Here is a 17,887-nt window from a genome sequence, read left to right as displayed (position 1 = left end):
CATTCTTATTCAGGCTCTCAGTCCATATCCGCCAGCAGCTTTTTCAGATCTACCATCTGGTCGCGCAGCTCTGCCGCCGCTTCGAAATTCAGCTCTGCTGCCGCCTTCTTCATCTTCTTCTGCACGTCCGCAATCAGCTTTTCCAGCTCTGGACGACTCATGGATTCCGGATCTTTTTCGAAAGCAGTCTCTGCAGGCTTGATCTCCTTCGTGATGCTGATCAGATCGCGGACGGCTTTCTTAATTGTCTGCGGTGTAATTCCGTGTGCTTCGTTATAAGCCTGCTGCAGCGCACGTCGGCGCTCCGTCTCGTCGATCGCCCTCCTCATGGAATCGGTGATCGTATCCGCATACATGATAACGTGTCCCTCCGCGTTACGCGCTGCACGTCCGACTGTCTGAATCAGTGACGTCTCCGAACGCAGAAATCCTTCCTTATCCGCATCGAGAATCGCTACCAGCGTAATCTCCGGAATATCCAAACCCTCTCTCAGCAGGTTAATGCCCACCAGCACATCGAATACATCCAGACGCATATCCCGGATAATCTCGGAACGCTCCAGCGTATCCACATCGGAGTGCAGATAACGTACACGAATTCCCACTTCCCGCATATAATCCGTCAAATCTTCCGCCATGCGCTTCGTCAACGTCGTAATCAGAACTTTATTGTGATGTGCGGTCTCTTTCCGAACCTCCGCAATCAAATCGTCGATCTGTCCCTCTACCGGGCGAACATCGATTTTCGGATCAAGCAGTCCGGTCGGACGGATAATCTGCTCCGTCCGAAGCAGCTCATGCTCTTCTTCATAAGGTCCCGGCGTCGCAGAAACGAACATCATCTGATCGATCCGCTGTTCAAATTCTTCAAAATTCAGCGGTCGGTTATCCAGCGCAGACGGCAGACGGAAGCCATAATCCACAAGTGTCTGCTTCCGGGAGCGGTCACCCGCATACATACCGCGAATCTGCGGGATTGTCATATGCGACTCATCGATAATAATCAGATAGTCATCTTTAAAGAAGTCCAGCAGCGTAAACGGTGGCGCGCCTTCCGGCATTCCGTTTAAATGCCTGGAATAGTTCTCAATACCCGAACAAAATCCGGTTTCCCGCAGCATTTCGATATCAAAATTCGTCCGTTCTGAAATACGCTGCGCCTCCAGGAGCTTATCTTCTCCTTTGAAAAAGCGGATTCTGCCCTCCAGCTCCTTTTCGATTTCATCGCAGGCCTTATTAATCTGCTCCTGCGGCACAACATAATGGGACGCCGGGAAAATAATGACATGCTCCAGCGTGTTCTGCACCTGCCCATTTAACGGATCAACCTCCGTAATCCGATCGATTTCATCTCCGAAAAATTCTACCCGGATCAGAAATTCGCTTCCCTGCGCCGGATTGATCTCAATCACATCTCCGCGCACACGAAAGCAACCGCGGTTTAAGTCCATATCATTGCGGTCATACTGGATCGTCACGAGCGCCCGCAGCACATCGTCCCGATCCTTCTGCATTCCCGGGCGCAGGGACACACTCATCCCCGAAAACTCATCCGGGGAACCCAGACCGAAAATACAGGAAACGCTGGCGACCACAACAACATCCCGCCGTTCCGAAAGGGACGCCGTAGCGGACAACCTCAGCTTATCGATTTCATCGTTGATCGCGGAATCCTTCGCAATATAAGTGTCCGTGGACGGGACATACGCTTCCGGCTGATAATAATCATAATACGATACAAAATATTCTACCGCGTTTTCCGGAAAAAATTCTTTAAATTCCCCGTATAGCTGTCCAGCCAGCGTCTTATTGTGTGCGATCACAAGCGTCGGTTTATTCAGTGCCGCAATCACATTCGCCATCGTAAACGTCTTGCCGGAGCCGGTAACGCCAAGCAGGGTTTCAAACTGATTGCCTTCCTGAAACCCCTTCACCAGCTCTGCAATCGCCTGCGGCTGGTCGCCAGTCGGCTGATATTCACTGTGTAGTTTGAAAATCTGCTGTTCCTGTTTCATTTTTCCTCCGCCTGTTCCCGCTCTCTTGCGCTCTCGTTCGCTCACGATCCCGCGCTTACGCGCTTTTCCGCCTGCTGCGCCTTCGCTAATGGCACGAGAAAAACAAATGCCGCTTTCGGCGTCGCTTGTTTTTCTTTTGTGCTCTCGTTCGCTCGTGAGCTGTGCTCACTCAATAATTTCGCCGTTCGTCAATCATGCAAGCATGTTGACTCACTTGCGCTCATTATATCATACATTTTTTAAAAAGTATAGGAATTAAAGAACGTTTGTTCTATTTCTGTCTGTTTGGATTTTCTGGAAACCAGCCTTTTCTGACACGCTCTTCCTGTTCGTAAAGCTCCTGAATGCTCCACAAGAACGTGCATCCCAGAACGCCCAGCAATACGGATGGCATTTCCTGCTTTGCAAAAGCAGAAAGTCCGAGGCATGCAAGCCCTGCCACAAGAAAAACCGGCCAGCAGCGCTTCGTATAATAATATTCTGCCCTGATCACAATCGGGTGAAAAATCCCAATTACCAAAAAACTGATTCCTGCTGTCAGAATACCCGAAAAATTCATTTTTTCCTCTCATTTCTGCGCACGTTTTTTGCGCATGCCGAGTTTATGTCAAGTGCGCGCAGACACAAATCTCGCGATTGAAAAATTTTATTTTTCAATCTATTCCCCCTTATGCACTACTTTTTACATCAATAAACTACACGCTCTGTGAACATTTTATTGTCATGAAATAAATTACTTCTCTCCAAATAACGCATGCAGACGGTAGTATTTCTTTTACTATATGCAGCTTTTATCTTTTCCGTACCGTGCCGACGTTTGTCTTCTATCAGAAAATTCTGCCCGAATTGCAGTTTTTCACCCATCAGGTATTTCCATCCGTATTACAGTTTTTTCTTCCGTCAAGAAACACTTGTAGAGCCTTGTCCCATCTGTTAAACTAATGGAAAAGGGATTTGGCGGCAAACGTCGGAATCCACAAAAATTTATTCAAAGGAGATTGCTTATGGAACTGCAAAGCGCACTTGAAAACCGGAAAAGTATCAGATCCTATCTTTCCAAAGACGTGGAACCGGAAAAGCTTACCGCATTGATTGAGGCTGCTTCTCTTGCTCCCTCCTGGAAAAATTCTCAGACTGCACGTTATTATGTCATTCACACTCCCGAGAAGCTGGAGCAGATTCGCGCTACCCTCCCGGAATTTAACCGTAAAAACTGTGAACAGGCTCCGGCTCTGATTATCACAACTGTTGTCCTGAACCGTTCCGGCTATGAACGAAACGGCGAGCCTACCAATGAGCTCGGCAACGGCTGGGGTTTCTATGACTGCGGACTCGGCAGCATGGCTCTTCTGTTAAAAGCAACCGAGCTCGGTCTTTCCACCCTCGTGATGGGCATTCGTGATGCGGCAAAAATCAGTGAAATTCTGGAAATCCCTGAAAATGAAGCGGTCGTAAGCGTCATTTCCGTTGGCTACAGCGATGCTGACCCGGAACGTCCGGCACGTAAACCCGTCGAGAAACTGGCACGTTTCTTCTAAAAAATTTTTCAAAAAAAGGAGCGCAGTGACATATCCTCAAAAGCCTGACTTTTGAGAACGCATCGTCTTCCTGCCGCTCCTTTTTCTATTATGTTTCTTTTTCGATACTACTTGCTCAATTTATTTTTTACATTTATTATTTTTCTGCATCTATCATTTTTTCTCTCATTTTGCACATGCCGAGTTTGTGTCAAGTGCGCGCAGACACAAATCTCGCGATTGAAAAATTTTATTTTTCAATCTTTCCACTGCCCAGGCATCTTTTGATTTCTCTTCCGATATCCTTCAATTCATCTGCCAGCGTTCCAAGCTCCAGCTGCAGCTTCTGATCGGCTTCCAGTTTTTCAAAATCTCTAACTTCTTCCTGGATAAACATAATCAGGAAACTGATCAACAACCCAATACAGCAAATCCACACCGCGTGTACGCCGACTGCGTCCGTTACAATACCGCCCAGTGTCGCCCCAATGGCAAATACCAGAATAAAGGAATAATACTGAAGGCTTCTCTGCCGGGTTTTTTTATCCTTCGTTTCCGTATAAGCGCACCACAGATCCGTCGCACTTCTTAAGTTTCCGATGCACATCGTCGTTGCCATTGCGTTTCCTCTAATTTTCCGGAAGCTGTCCACCTGCATTGCACAGGAAAAAGAAATCAGTGCATTTGCGGGAAGGCTCATTCCGATCGGGAAAAATCCCGCTGCAAACAATACGACTATTTCCAATAGCAGTACCAGCTGTCTCCAATGGATTTTTTCGCTCTTTCCAAAGTGGAAATGGACCTTCTGCGCAACAAAAATACCCGCTGTAAAGGCTAAAATCGGCACCGCGTACCGAACTGCTCCACTCCAATCCTGCTGTGCAAGATGATTTCCCAGCAACACGATATTGCCGGTCTGCGCATTTGCAAATACCTTATCCCGACAAACGTAGGTGTACGCATCTTGAAATCCGCCACACAAACAAAGCAAAATTCCGACAACAAAAGATTCTGACATCTGACCATGATAGCTTCTTTTCATCTCGATAAACTCCTTTGTACCTTTCTGCTGCACCAAAGACAGGCTTCTCCGCCTGCGGCAAGTCATATGAGTAACATAATTCCACTTCATCGCAGTATGATCCTCGCGCAGCGTTTTTTGTTGGATAGAAAACTTCGTTTCTATACGACAAAAAAGGATTTCTGCAAAGCAGAAATCCTTAAGAGGCGCGAACCGGATTTGAACCGGTGATAAGGGTGTTGCAGACCCGTGCCTTACCACTTGGCTATCGCGCCATATTATTAAATGACTCCGACGGGAATCGAACCCGTGTTACCGCCGTGAAAGGGCGATGTCTTAACCGCTTGACCACGGAGCCTTATTTAAGCTCCCCCTGTTGGACTCGAACCAACGACACTGCGGTTAACAGCCGCATGCTCTACCGACTGAGCTAAGGAGGAATAGACCCTTCTCTTGGGTCCTACCTGAAAGTATTTGTCCAGTTTCCTGTTTCATACCTTCAAAACTGAACACTGAAATCCTCTTTCGTATCTTCTACATCCATTCCCAACCTGTCAGGATAAGCCCTCGACCGATTAGTATTTGTCAGCTCCATGCATTACTGCACTTCCACCTCAAACCTATCTACCTCATACTCTCTAAGGGGTCTTACTTATTGGGATAACTCATCTTGAGGGGGGCTTCACGCTTAGATGCCTTCAGCGTTTATCCCTGCCGGACTTGGCTACTCTGCCATGGCTTTGGTAGCCAACAGATACACCAGCGGTCCGTCCACCCCGGTCCTCTCGTACTAAGGGCAGCTCCTCTCAATTATCCTCCGCCTGCGCCGGATAGGGACCGAACTGTCTCACGACGTTCTGAACCCAGCTCGCGTACCGCTTTAATGGGCGAACAGCCCAACCCTTGGGACCTGCTACAGCCCCAGGATGCGATGAGCCGACATCGAGGTGCCAAACCACTCCGTCGATGTGAACTCTTGGGAGTGATAAGCCTGTTATCCCCAGGGTAGCTTTTATCCGTTGAGCGATGGCATTCCCACTTAATACCACCGGATCACTAAGTCCTACTTTCGTACCTGCTCCACCCGTCGGTGTCGCAGTCAAGCTCCCTTCTGCCTTTGCACTCTTCGGATGGTTTCCAACCATCCTGAGGGAACCTTTGAGCGCCTCCGATACCCTTTCGGAGGCGACCGCCCCAGTCAAACTCCCCGCCAGACATTGTCCCACTGCCGGGTCACGGCAGCTGGTTAGAAATCCAATACTGCAAGGGTGGTATCCCAACATCGGCTCTGCGGCAACTGGCGTCACCGCTTCTCAGCCTCCCACCTATCCTGTACATACAGCATCGGATCCCAGTATCAAGCTGGAGTAAAGCTCCATGGGGTCTTTCCGTCCTGGCGCAGGTAACCAGCATCTTCACTGGTACTTCAATTTCACCGGGTGCATTGTCGAGACAGCGCTCAAATCATTACGCCTTTCGTGCGGGTCGGAACTTACCCGACAAGGAATTTCGCTACCTTAGGACCGTTATAGTTACGGCCGCCGTTTACTGGGGCTTAAATTCAATGCTTCGTTTCCTGACATCTCCTCTTAACCTTCCAGCACCGGGCAGGCGTCAGCCCATATACCTCACCTTTCGGTTTCGCATAGACCTGTGTTTTTGCTAAACAGTTGCTTGAGCCTATTCTCTGCGGCCTGCTCTCGCAGGCACCCCTTCTCCCGAAGTTACGGGGTCATTTTGCCGAGTTCCTTAACAATGCTTCTCCCGCCGGCCTTAGGATTCTCTCCTCATCCACCTGTGTCGGTTTACGGTACGGGTATCATATGAACAATAGCGGCTTTTCTTGGCAGCCAGCTCACCTGCTTCGCTACTTTAGTTCGCTCCGCTTCACGTCTTCGGATTGCCGTGCGGATTTGCCTACACGACTCCTACCCCGCTTGCACCGGTTTTCCCTTTCCCGGCTCAGGCTCTCTTTCTGCGTCCCCACAGTTCTGTCATATGATAGTACAGGAATATCAACCTGTTGTCCATCAGCTACGTCTTTCGACCTCGCCTTAGGCCCCGACTTCCCCAGGGCAGATCAGCTTTACCCTGGAAACCTTGGATATTCGGCCTGGAGGATTCCCACCTCCATCTCGCTACTCATTCCGGCATTCTCTCTTCTTAACAGTCCACAGCACCTTACAGTACTGCTTCTTCCCGTTAAGATTGCTCCTCTACCAATATACAATGTATATTCCTAAGCTTCGGTGTCGTGTTTTAGCCCCGGACATTTTCGGCGCAGGACCTCTCGACTAGTGAGCTATTACGCACTCTTTGAATGGATGGCTGCTTCTGAGCCAACATCCTAGTTGTCTTCGAAATCCCACATCCTTTTCCACTTAACACGCACTTTGGGACCTTAGCTGTAGGTCTGGGCTCTTTCCCTTTTGACTACCCAACTTATCTCGTGCAGTCTGACTCCTGTGAATCATCATTACGGCATTCGGAGTTTGATATTCTTCGGTAGACTTTGACGCCCCCTAGGAAATTCAGTGCTCTACCTCCGTCTGACTGTCACAGGGCTAGCCCTAAAGCTATTTCGAGGAGAACCAGCTATCTCCGGGTTCGATTGGAATTTCTCCCCTATCCACACCTCATCGCCACCTTTTTCAACAGATGTGCGTTCGGACCTCCATTGCCTTTTACGGCAACTTCATCCTGGACATGGATAGATCACCCGGTTTCGGGTCTACTCCGGCTGACTGGACGCCCTATTAAGACTTGGTTTCCCTTCGGCTCCACACCTATAGTGCTTAACCTCGCCAGCCGACGTAACTCGCCGGACCGTTCTACAAAAAGTACGCGGTTGTACCCTTTCGATACTTCCACAGCTTGTAAACACAGGGTTTCAGGTTCTCTTTCACTCCCCTCCCGGGGTCCTTTTCACCTTTCCTTCACAGTACTATGCGCTATCGGTCACTAAGGAGTATTTAGCCTTACGGGGTGGTCCCCGCTCATTCCCACAAGATTTCTCGTGTCTCGTGGTACTCTGGATCCTGCCTCCCTTCCTTGCCTTTCACGTACGGGGCTTTCACCCTCTCTGGCCGGTCTTCCCAGGACCGTTCTGTTAGGCTTGGTTGTGGATTCTGCAGTCCGAACCCCGGAATGCACGCACTCCGGTTTGGGCTCTTTCCCGTTCGCTCGCCGCTACTTAGGAAATCGACAAATTTTCTTTCTCTTCCTCCGGCTACTTAGATGTTTCAGTTCACCGGGTTCCCTCCGTATACCTATGGATTCAGTATACGGTGACTGAGGTTTGCTCAGCCGGGTTTCCCCATTCAGACATCTGCGGGTCAATGGATATTTGCTCCTCACCGCAGCTTTTCGCAGCTTATCACGTCTTTCATCGGCTCTTAGTGCCAAGGCATCCTCCCTGCGCTCTTTACAGCTTAACCTGCAGAATAGTCTTGCTATTCTCGTCTGGTCTGTTTTGCATAGCGTTGCTCTGCAGACCTGGTTGTTCTTAAATTGCTTTGTTTTTCCATTGATGTTACTCAATGGCCTCGGATGTCTCTTGTTTTTGATGATCGGAATGTTACTTCCTTTCATCTTCCTATCTCGTTGTTTGAGATCTTTCGATCTCTCACAAGCTTGATATTGATACTTGAGATTATTTTCAATGTTCAGTTTTCAAGGTACCATATAACTTGCTTCGCAAGTTACTGCGAGAAATCGCTTCGCGATTCTCGGCGTTTCCACCGGAATGCTTTGCTTTCCTCTACCGACTGATGATTTATCAGTCATTCAAGATCAGAAACTTTCTGAGCTTGGATCACTGGTAAATACCAGCGTATACAAACATCTTTGCAGATGATATTTTATATACGAAAGCGTTTTGCTTTATTTTTTAAGGGATTCCGGCAGCCACCTGCTCTCCCATACCGTCTCCAGCATAGTACCATCGGCCGCTTAGGTCTTAACCATCGTGTTCGGGATGAGAACGGGTGTGTCCCCTAAGCGCATCGCCACCGGAAAGATTGTTTGTGCTATCCTGCAGTCCGTTCGTGCAGCCTTTCCTCTATTCGCAGATCCTTCGTATCTTGCTCATAGAGTTAAGCCTTCCTATAGAATCGTCTGTGTCTTCGCATCTATCCGAGTAAACTCGGCTATCTGCTCTTCCACATCCTCTTCTGCACTCACTCCTTGATAGCTAAACAGTAATGCAACTCCTTACTTCTTCCGTTTCCTTAGAAAGGAGGTGATCCAGCCGCACCTTCCGATACGGCTACCTTGTTACGACTTCACCCCAGTTATCAGACCTGCCTTCGGCTGCTCTCTCCTTACGGTTGAGTCACAGACTTCGGGCATTTCCGACTCCCATGGTGTGACGGGCGGTGTGTACAAGACCCGGGAACGTATTCACCGCGACATTCTGATTCGCGATTACTAGCGATTCCAGCTTCGTGTAGTCGGGTTGCAGACTACAGTCCGAACTGGGACGTTATTTTTGGGATTTGCTCACCCTCGCAGGCTCGCTTCCCTTTGTTACGCCATTGTAGCACGTGTGTAGCCCAGATCATAAGGGGCATGATGATTTGACGTCATCCCCACCTTCCTCCGGGTTATCCCCGGCAGTCTCCTTAGAGTGCCCAGCCTTACCTGCTGGCTACTAAGAATAAGGGTTGCGCTCGTTGCGGGACTTAACCCAACATCTCACGACACGAGCTGACGACAACCATGCACCACCTGTCTCCGATGCTCCGAAGAGCGAACCCCGTTACGGGTTTTTCATCGGGATGTCAAGACCTGGTAAGGTTCTTCGCGTTGCTTCGAATTAAACCACATGCTCCACCGCTTGTGCGGGTCCCCGTCAATTCCTTTGAGTTTCATTCTTGCGAACGTACTCCCCAGGTGGATTGCTTATTGCGTTAGCTGCGGCACCGATGGGTCCATACCCACCTACACCTAGCAATCATCGTTTACGGCGTGGACTACCAGGGTATCTAATCCTGTTTGCTCCCCACGCTTTCGAGCCTCAACGTCAGTTACCGTCCAGTAAGCCGCCTTCGCCACTGGTGTTCTTCCTAATATCTACGCATTTCACCGCTACACTAGGAATTCCGCTTACCTCTCCGGCACTCCAGCTAAACAGTTTCCAAAGCAGTCCCGGCGTTAAGCACCGGGCTTTCACTTCAGACTTGCCTTGCCGTCTACGCTCCCTTTACACCCAGTAAATCCGGATAACGCTTGCCCCCTACGTATTACCGCGGCTGCTGGCACGTAGTTAGCCGGGGCTTCTTATTCAGGTACCGTCACTTTCTTCCCTGCTGATAGAGCTTTACATACCGAAATACTTCTTCACTCACGCGGCGTCGCTGCATCAGGGTTTCCCCCATTGTGCAATATTCCCCACTGCTGCCTCCCGTAGGAGTTTGGGCCGTGTCTCAGTCCCAATGTGGCCGTTCACCCTCTCAGGCCGGCTACTGATCGTCGCTTTGGTGGGCCGTTACCCCGCCAACTGGCTAATCAGACGCGGGTCCATCTCACACCACCGGAGTTTTTCACACTGTTCCATGCGGAACCGTGCGCTTATGCGGTATTAGCAGCTATTTCTAACTGTTATCCCCCAGTGTGAGGCAGGTTACCCACGCGTTACTCACCCGTCCGCCACTAAGCTGTTTTAAATCCATCCGAAAACTTCATCAAAGCAGCTCCGTTCGACTTGCATGTGTTAGGCACGCCGCCAGCGTTCATCCTGAGCCAGGATCAAACTCTCATGTTTAAGTTTGTCCGGTCAAAATCAGTCTGGCTAATTTTACCGTTCTACTGTTGTTTTAGGTTTTTGTTCTCTGAAATTTCTCTCAGAACTTTTTGTTCTGTTTGGAATTTTCAGGGTTGCATTACTGTTTATTTGTCAAGGTGCCGTTCTTCTTATTGGAAGTATTTCCAGAAGAACTTTCGTTCCTGTCGCTCAGACAGCTTATTGAGTTTATCATAAGCAGCTCTGTTTGTCAAGAACTTTTTTCATTTTATTTTCAAGCTTCTTTCGAAACCCGGTTGCTTATCACTCGCAGCAACAGTTCATTATTTTATCAGAACTTTCTGTTCGTGTCAAGCAGTTTTTTATTTTTTTGAATTTCTTTTTAGAAATCCGTGTTGCTTTCGTTCGCCGCAACAGTCATAAAGTATATCAGGACTGTTTGTCGATGTCAAGCAGTTTTTGTATTTTTTAATGATAGTTTGAAATCCTTCCATATTAACAAGACTCTCAAACGCTTTAGCTATGGGGAGTGTCAAAGAGGCAGTTTGAAATTCTTCCGTATTAACAAGACTCTCAAACAATAATACCAGCAATCAAATCATGCCGAGCGTTTGAAATCCTTCCGTATTAACAAGACTCTCAAACGACTTTTCGCTGTCCATATCCTGCACCATAGTTTGAAATCCTTCCGTATTAACAAGACTCTCAAACGCTTTATTAGTCGGGATCCCGGTTGCCTTGTTTGAAATCCTTCCGTATTAACAAGACTCTCAAACCTCAAATCCGGTTCTCGCCGAGTCATTATCTTCTTACGATAGAAGGTTGTTAATACACAAGGTCCAGCACACAAAGATCTTTATCTATAATAACATATCTGTCACTTTCAATGGGATCTGATTTTACTCCTTCCAGATTAATCAGATACATCTTCGCATAAAAACAGTGTTTATAGATTTCTCTCAAATCCTCGGTACGGAAATATTGCTTCAGATTCAACACAAAAACAATATCAACATTACATATCTGCTTCATGGTTCTCAGATAGTCTATAAACTTTTCAGTCAGATTATCATAACAGGAATTCATATGTACATTACAATATTTTATCAGACCCGCTGCCTGAAAATCAACATCATATGTCAGATTAAATTCGGAAGAACTCGTAACCTTATCCATAAACTGGATAACCTTCTGATTCACAGTCGCAAATTCTTCAAAATGATCTTCCAATATTTTTTCTGAAAGATTTTTATAAAGCTGAGATAAAATCCTTTTTTCCTCACAATTAACCGTCAACGGATTATTAACCACTACCGTCCTTTTTTCCATAGACAGTTCCTTTTCAATATCCGAAAGAATGAATTCTCCTTCTTCTCCTCCTGCCTGTCTGCAAATATGATATACAACTTCTGAAAATTTTACCGGTGATTCAACGGTTATGTTCAAAACCTGATTTTCGGATAACTCCACTTCTAATCCTAATCTGGGATTCACAAGTTTCATATGATCACCACTCTTTCATCTGTGTCGAGAATTTCGCTTTTTTTCGTTCCAACAATAAATTCCATTTTCCCAAATTGCTTCTCCGTTATCTTCAGCACCTGTACCAGTCCATCCGCAGGCTTATTTTTCCTGATATTTTCCACAATTGCATCTGCCATTGTGGAATTTTGTGCCAGCCTACAGTACACCGATTCCTGCATCATCAGAAATCCTGTCTTTATCAGATACTTGTGAAAATCCCTGTAATCTTTTCGGTTTGCACTGGTGATAACCGGAAGATCAAAAAATACCATTACTCTCATATATCTATAACTCATTTGTCCTATAAAATTTTATCTGCGATACATCGTTATCATTTAATGCATCAAAGACACTCCTGGTATATATTTTTATCGCATTCGTCAGATATTCGTTTCGATTACCGATTGTTACTTCTTCTTTTAGTAACGAAACCATCTCATGTTTTTCTTCCTTTTCAAAAAACGGGAAGGCCATCTTTTTCACTTTCAGATCCACAAGCGGGCGAAACGGTTCCATCAGATCACAGGCCAGATTGAACTGATTAAATACATTATCATGGAAAAGCCCCAGCTGTGTGATATACCCATTCGCCACCACGCAGCGACTAAATGTTGACAGCAGCAGTGAATAACCATAATTCAGCGCAGCATTCGTAACATTTTCCGCACTTCTGGTAAAATCCATACCAAACAGAGCATTAAAGTAAACTTTCGCCGCATGCCCTTCCCGATTTGTAACATCCCCAAATTCTATTTCGTTGATATACTGATAAAGAAGATCTGCTTCCTCGCGTTTCCAATGCTGCAGATGCAACGCCTGTTTCCGTATTTTCTCCGCCACAATTTCTGTCCATACATGTTTTTTTATATCATCGGTCCATGCAATCTGATTCCTGACTTTTAATGAGGTATCATGCGCTCCGTAGTAACTGATGAGTTCTGACGAAGGATTTCTCTTTTCATCACAGAAAATCACTTTGATCTTTTTCTTTGTCAGTTCACATAAAAGGGCCGCGGTCAGTGACACCGATGTGGATTCTATCATTACTGTTTCAATTTCTGAAAGATGAATCTTTGTCACATCATCTTTTCGGATCACCAAATATCCCATCTGGTAATCCAGCTTCGCCGTGCTGGATATGATCACCGTCCGCCAGCTCATACTTATCCCTCCCTCTTATTTTTTCAGTAAATCCATTTCTGTTTTATACATACCGGTAATCGAATAATTTACAAGTTTACATTCTTTTGCCTCTGTCATATCTCCGGATATTCGGATTCTTCCTACCTCTTTGGGTCCTCCAAGAACTTGCAATGAGAAGAGTCCTCTCTGAAAGGATGTATACTGAACGATATCGCATATAAGCTTCACCTGTTCTTCGATATCAAGAAGCTTAAATGCACCTTCTCCATCTGCAAGACACTTTCCTATGCTTCTTGGATGTCTTTGATAGATGGAATGCAGATGTTTTTCTGTAAGTTCTCTGTACAGTTCCAGATTACTTTCACAGGTGATTCTTTCATCCCAGTGTAAATTTTTTTCTGTTTTTCTGATAACAAAATCGCCTTATTCATTTTTTCCAGCTTGCAAACATATTGTATATATTTATTTTTCAAGCACATTGCCGTTGCATTGGAAAATTCAATATTTTTTCTTGCATCCATTCCAATAATGTATAAGAAATATCCATTGTATTTTATGAGTGCATTCTTTTTTATCCTGGCATTTATCACTCTTGGATTTTTATATCCTTTCTGCAGCAGAAAATCAATCAAATCTTTTTCCGTTTTTATCTGAGCAGCATAATAGCTATGTATCACTTCGAAACATTTCTTTCTCTTTTTTTCCGATCCATGTTCTATAAAGATAAAATAGGAAGGATTCAGAGAAGTGTAACCACCATATTTGCTTACATCCTGCATTTTTTCATCATTTATTTTTAGTGGAACATAATTATCCTTCTTAGCAGAATACTTTCCAACCGGCTGAAGATTAAACAATTCTCCCCTCTGTTCAAATGCCTGTCTTGTAATGATCGGCGTATTCCTTTCCATCGTTTCCTTTACCAGACGAATCGTTCCCGGTCCCTGTTCGCTTGTTGCAATCCAAGCTTTTTCTCCATTTCTTATGATATCTTTGCTGTACATTTTATAAAGATTATAATCATAGTTTCTGCCATCACGTCTTGCTTCTTTCTTTACAAAATTCATGGGATTTCTGGTGAATTTCATAAAATAAACATTTCCTACGATAATATTCAGATACGCATCCTGTGCATGGTGATAATCATTGACCAGCCTGCTTTTTTGCATCTTGTATTCTTTTCTGAAGTCAGATACATTTCTTGCCTTCGCATATACAATATCCGTTCCCGGAAGCATCGCCTTCATAAGCTCTGCGATTCCTTTTGCTCCCTGTGCAGTTTCTACTAACTGTCTTGCGATAAATCCGGCAAGCTGATCTTCCGACAGACGTTCCGTGGATGTCAGACGATTGTATTTTTCATCATTCATAAATCCCTTTTTATGAAGTTTATACCACAGATCCCGGACTTTTATATTCGTTCTGACCTTTTCCGGCACCGGATAATCATTCTTTTTCTCGTTCTGGTTGATTGTTTTTGACACCAGAACAAGATTATTTTCAATATTGTTGTCATTCGTCAAGCTTCTTGGATAAATATGATCGATGTCATATCTGCTATCATCAAATAGATCTTCAATATCAATGGGTTCTCCCGTATATACATCCCTTCCCATCTGTAGATAATAAAGATACATTTTTTTACTGTTTAATTCTCCGGATGCATTTGCATTTTTTATTTCTGCGGCCCAGTTTCTTTCGTCCCTGACGCTTTCATACAATTTTAACAGACGTTTTTCTCTTGAATTCTTTCTTCCCTGTTCTCCTTTTTCTTCCTCTGTCCTAGTCATCTCAATAAAGATACGTTTTGGATTATGTCCCATGATCTGCGTAATTTCTTTTAATGCCTGAACAGCCTGCCAGATCATACGTTTCACAGGTGCACTGTAATAGTACTCGTTCAGATCTTCAAATTGAAATTCCTGCAAGGTTTTTCCTAACGCTTTTCTTCTTTCTTCCAGTTCTTTTTGAAAAGTAAAATCTTCGCTGTAGATCAACTCCATAAAATTCAGATTATATTCCCACATGGCCCGGATCAGAGAAATTTTCTCACCTGTACTTTTATCACATCCGCTCAGGCATAACATACTTCTGGAAAGTCTTGCCCAGTTCTTAAATTTATAACCGGAAATCCGCTTTGCCTGGGATTCTGTCATCCATCCTTCAGAAACATACTGATTCAGTTTTTTTCGGAACATCGACTTGGCATCCCCATAGATGGTTCCGTAATAAATAGTTTTTTCTGCTATCTCTTGAACTGCTTCTTCTCTCAGACGTTCTCCAAAAACGCCATACATTTTTCCATAAGATGACAGATACGCATTGATCTCTTTGTCAATACCTGAAACTTCAGATTCTTCCGTAATCAGTCCTCTGTTTATCAAATATGCGCAAATATTCTTTTTCGTAACTTTCTTTCCCAGTCTGGAGCCCTGGAATACTTCCCTGTAGATATCCTGTTTTAATTCCGGTACGATTCGTTTTCCATGAATGCTTAAATTATTAATTTCATTGAGAACGCAATAGCTCTCATATAACAAAGACTGCTTTGGCAAGACTTTTTCTCCGGAAAGGTACGTACATTCCCGGATAAGATTCGTGATGAAACATTCTGAAGTCTGTTCTATATCAATCTTCTGTTCCATATTCCAAGGTAATACCTGTCCTGATTCCTGTATCTTTGCCCATCCTGTTTTTGATCCGCTGCCTACAGGTCCGACATAGTATGGAATGTTACTGGAAAACAGCATCAGGATCCGTTCAGATACCGTATATCCACTTTCATCTTTTTCTTTCAGAAAATCGAGATGGTGCTCTGCGTTTTCAAGAATTTTCTTCAATTCTTTTCGATGTACCTGGTTTGGAATGATTCCATTTGCACCGGTAATCTGTTTGGGCAGAAAACATTCTAATTCCATCTCTTTGCGAATAGCATCTGCATCCGCGTCATGAACCTCTTTCAGATCTTTCTTGATCCTGTCATAGAGATCTTTCTGGCTTCTTTTTTTCATATTTCTTCTGTACTTTTTCGCTCCTGCCAGAGAATCCACTGAATTCGTAGAATTGGAATACGCACAATAACTTCCCTCTTCTCCGGAGCGGAACATCCTATCATACATTTCCCGATCCAGATTTTTTCTATACACCTTTTTCAAAAGATGCAGATCTTCTTTATGTTTTTCGTACATCTGCACTCTGGCGTCTGAAAGATAATCAAATCCATTCAATACAGACTGCAGCTGACTGTAATCATACAGTTGTTTCATATTTTCTATGATCAGATAGCGGTCTTCTCCAATCGCAACTTCGATTTCTTCTTTCTCATCTTCAAAAGCAGCCTGCTGAAATGCGATCTTAATCTTTTCATCCGCCTCGATTTCAAACATAACTCTGGCATCTGCTTCCATACCGCACAGGCATTTGATCCGTTCCATCTGTGCTTTCTCCGATTTTTTGATATCGATTTTAGATGCTATCTGATCCTTCTTAGCAGTCCTTGAAATATTCTTATCTTCCAGAATTTCTATGATTTCCTTATAGGTAACCGAGCCATATTCTGAAACACCACAGATAGCATTCATCACCAGTTCACCTACATCTTTTATCATATCTGCATTCAGATCACTGGATTCTGTATTCAAAAGAAAGTGTCCACGATGTTCGAACATGTTGATAATCGCCAGATACAGGAAGCGTGAATATCTCTCTTCGTCTTTTATTTGATCTCTTAAAAGTGCCTGCCGCAGATGAAAAATCGTAGGGTATTCTTTGTCATCGTGGTATTCTTTGTCCCCATAACCAGAATCTGCAAAAATACTGTCTTTTGTGGTCAGTCTGACATCTTTATCTTCCTGGTAATATTTGCTGTTATCCTGTCGGATATAGAATAAAGGGTCACGCTTCAATACATCCTCTGCAAAATATGACCGGATCAATCCGATCCTCGCCTTATGACGCTGTAACCTTCTTTTGGCGATCCGGTGGGTTCTTCTGTCTAATTGGGATTTTGCACTTTCATATTCCCTTACAAACCAAAAATCTTTTCCTTTTACTTTCAACAGATGATACTGTGTATCCGTAACAGCACCCCCCAGTGATCCTGTACCCATATCTAATCCCACATAATAATCTTCTCTTTTATCAGAATTCATAAAAAAGCCTCCATAATATATTGACATTTGAAATTTCTAATGCTATGGTAATCATGTATTAACAAGACGAGTTCAAATAAGGGGAAACCCGAAACCGCCCTCTGGCGCCGCATGGTGCGGCATAAAAAAAGTCGTGTGAAACGGCTTTTTTGTTTGCTATTATTCTATCATATCTTAGTCATTTCAACCATTACTTTTATGTATTTCCATTTATTTTTATCATTTTTGTACAGCATTTACACTCAATGCTGATTGCACTTCTCAGCATTGAGCTGAATCAGTTCCATGATAGAGAAATCTACCAGCGGATATTGTTCCTATATCAAAGATGCCACTTCTACCGCCAGATCAGAGTATTCGTGGTCATATGGTCTTGCATTATTACAAGGAAGGCAATCCAGCAGTACATAGTCATAGTTATGCTTAACGCTGTCCACATACTGCCGCAGCACCGTTTCACAGCTCATAATATTCACCAGTCCGGTTTCTACGGCAGTCAGAGATCGGTTCCCCTGCACAAAATCAAAGCCCTCCGGATGATGCCTGATTTCCAGATGTTCATCAGGCGGAATGCCGCCAATCACATCGTTCATCACATTGCCCAGTGTCTGTGGCAGCTCATACGGCTTGCGAAGGCCCAGCATCTTGGTCAAATCGCCCTGCGGGTCAACATCCATCATCAGAACTCTCTTGCCTTCCATGGCCAGTCCTGCGCCGATTCAGTACACACTGGTGCTTTTCATAACCTTCACGATCAGCCCTCCTTGTATCTC

Annotated in this window: 11 protein-coding genes, 3 tRNA genes and 3 rRNA genes; 1 reads left to right on the top strand and 16 read right to left on the bottom strand. The window is 44.8% G+C overall.

Translation table 11 applies throughout. The features are described 5' to 3' along the window. Positions 1-17: 17 nt before the first annotated feature. The 3 genes from uvrB to OCV62_RS07030 form a co-directional block, all read right to left on the bottom strand. Positions 18-2,015, bottom strand: a complete 1,998-nt coding sequence (gene uvrB / locus OCV62_RS07040; protein ID WP_021915239.1) for an excinuclease ABC subunit UvrB — start codon at positions 2,013-2,015, stop codon at positions 18-20. Between the two features lie 271 nt (positions 2,016-2,286). Continuing rightward, entirely contained in the window at positions 2,287-2,574 is a 288-nt protein-coding gene (locus tag OCV62_RS07035) for a DUF4491 family protein (RefSeq protein ID WP_021915240.1), read from the bottom strand. A gap of 128 nt (positions 2,575-2,702) precedes the next feature. Next, positions 2,703-2,879, bottom strand: a complete 177-nt coding sequence (locus tag OCV62_RS07030; RefSeq protein WP_262585731.1) for a hypothetical protein — start codon at positions 2,877-2,879, stop codon at positions 2,703-2,705. 140 nt (positions 2,880-3,019) lie between these two features. On the opposite strand from OCV62_RS07030, the gene OCV62_RS07025 reads away from it, so the two are divergent. Continuing rightward, positions 3,020-3,553 (top strand): nitroreductase family protein, encoded by a 534-nt coding sequence (locus tag OCV62_RS07025; protein WP_262585730.1) that lies wholly within the window; start codon positions 3,020-3,022, stop codon positions 3,551-3,553. Positions 3,554-3,782: 229 nt separating this feature from the next. Here OCV62_RS07025 and OCV62_RS07020 read toward each other — a convergent pair whose 3' ends face one another. The 13 genes from OCV62_RS07020 to OCV62_RS06965 form a co-directional block, all read right to left on the bottom strand. Further along, positions 3,783-4,664, bottom strand: coding sequence for a YoaK family protein (locus tag OCV62_RS07020; protein ID WP_021915242.1), 882 nt, complete (start codon positions 4,662-4,664; stop codon positions 3,783-3,785). A 93-nt stretch (positions 4,665-4,757) separates the two neighbouring features. Next, positions 4,758-4,828, bottom strand: a tRNA-Cys gene (locus OCV62_RS07015). Positions 4,829-4,839: 11 nt separating this feature from the next. Next, positions 4,840-4,911 (bottom strand) — tRNA-Glu (locus OCV62_RS07010). Positions 4,912-4,920: 9 nt separating this feature from the next. Beyond that, positions 4,921-4,993, bottom strand: a tRNA-Asn gene (locus OCV62_RS07005). Between the two features lie 115 nt (positions 4,994-5,108). After that, a 23S ribosomal RNA gene (locus OCV62_RS07000) occupies positions 5,109-7,990 on the bottom strand. A gap of 460 nt (positions 7,991-8,450) precedes the next feature. Continuing rightward, a 5S ribosomal RNA gene (rrf, locus tag OCV62_RS06995) occupies positions 8,451-8,568 on the bottom strand. Positions 8,569-8,786: 218 nt separating this feature from the next. Beyond that, a 16S ribosomal RNA gene (locus tag OCV62_RS06990) occupies positions 8,787-10,317 on the bottom strand. Together the 16S, 23S and 5S rRNA genes with 3 tRNA genes alongside form the textbook arrangement of a ribosomal RNA operon. 804 nt (positions 10,318-11,121) lie before the next feature. Beyond that, positions 11,122-11,799: a type II-A CRISPR-associated protein Csn2 gene (csn2, locus tag OCV62_RS06985; RefSeq protein ID WP_262585729.1), complete on the bottom strand. Its 678-nt coding sequence runs from the start codon at positions 11,797-11,799 to the stop codon at positions 11,122-11,124. Continuing rightward, positions 11,796-12,101, bottom strand: coding sequence for a CRISPR-associated endonuclease Cas2 (gene cas2 / locus OCV62_RS06980; RefSeq protein ID WP_117494871.1), 306 nt, complete (start codon positions 12,099-12,101; stop codon positions 11,796-11,798). Before cas2 ends, csn2 begins: the two co-directional genes overlap by 4 nt. 4 nt (positions 12,102-12,105) lie before the next feature. Then, positions 12,106-12,981, bottom strand: a complete 876-nt coding sequence (cas1, locus tag OCV62_RS06975) for a type II CRISPR-associated endonuclease Cas1 (RefSeq protein ID WP_262585728.1) — start codon at positions 12,979-12,981, stop codon at positions 12,106-12,108. A gap of 15 nt (positions 12,982-12,996) precedes the next feature. Continuing rightward, positions 12,997-13,311, bottom strand: coding sequence for a Cas9 endonuclease PAM-interacting domain-containing protein (locus tag OCV62_RS18660; protein ID WP_416822286.1), 315 nt, complete (start codon positions 13,309-13,311; stop codon positions 12,997-12,999). Further along, positions 13,248-17,114, bottom strand: coding sequence for a type II CRISPR RNA-guided endonuclease Cas9 (gene cas9, locus OCV62_RS06970; RefSeq protein ID WP_262585727.1), 3,867 nt, complete (start codon positions 17,112-17,114; stop codon positions 13,248-13,250). Before cas9 ends, OCV62_RS18660 begins: the two co-directional genes overlap by 64 nt. A gap of 317 nt (positions 17,115-17,431) precedes the next feature. After that, positions 17,432-17,821, bottom strand: coding sequence for a ParA family protein (locus OCV62_RS06965; RefSeq protein ID WP_317258841.1), 390 nt, complete (start codon positions 17,819-17,821; stop codon positions 17,432-17,434). Between the last annotated feature and the right edge of the window lie 66 nt (positions 17,822-17,887).

The organism is Gallintestinimicrobium propionicum (assembly GCF_025567525.1).
Classification (GTDB): domain Bacteria; phylum Bacillota; class Clostridia; order Lachnospirales; family Lachnospiraceae; genus Gallintestinimicrobium; species Gallintestinimicrobium propionicum.
The sequence above is the reverse complement of the archived record's forward strand: the minus strand, read 5'-3'. Positions and strand labels throughout refer to the sequence as shown.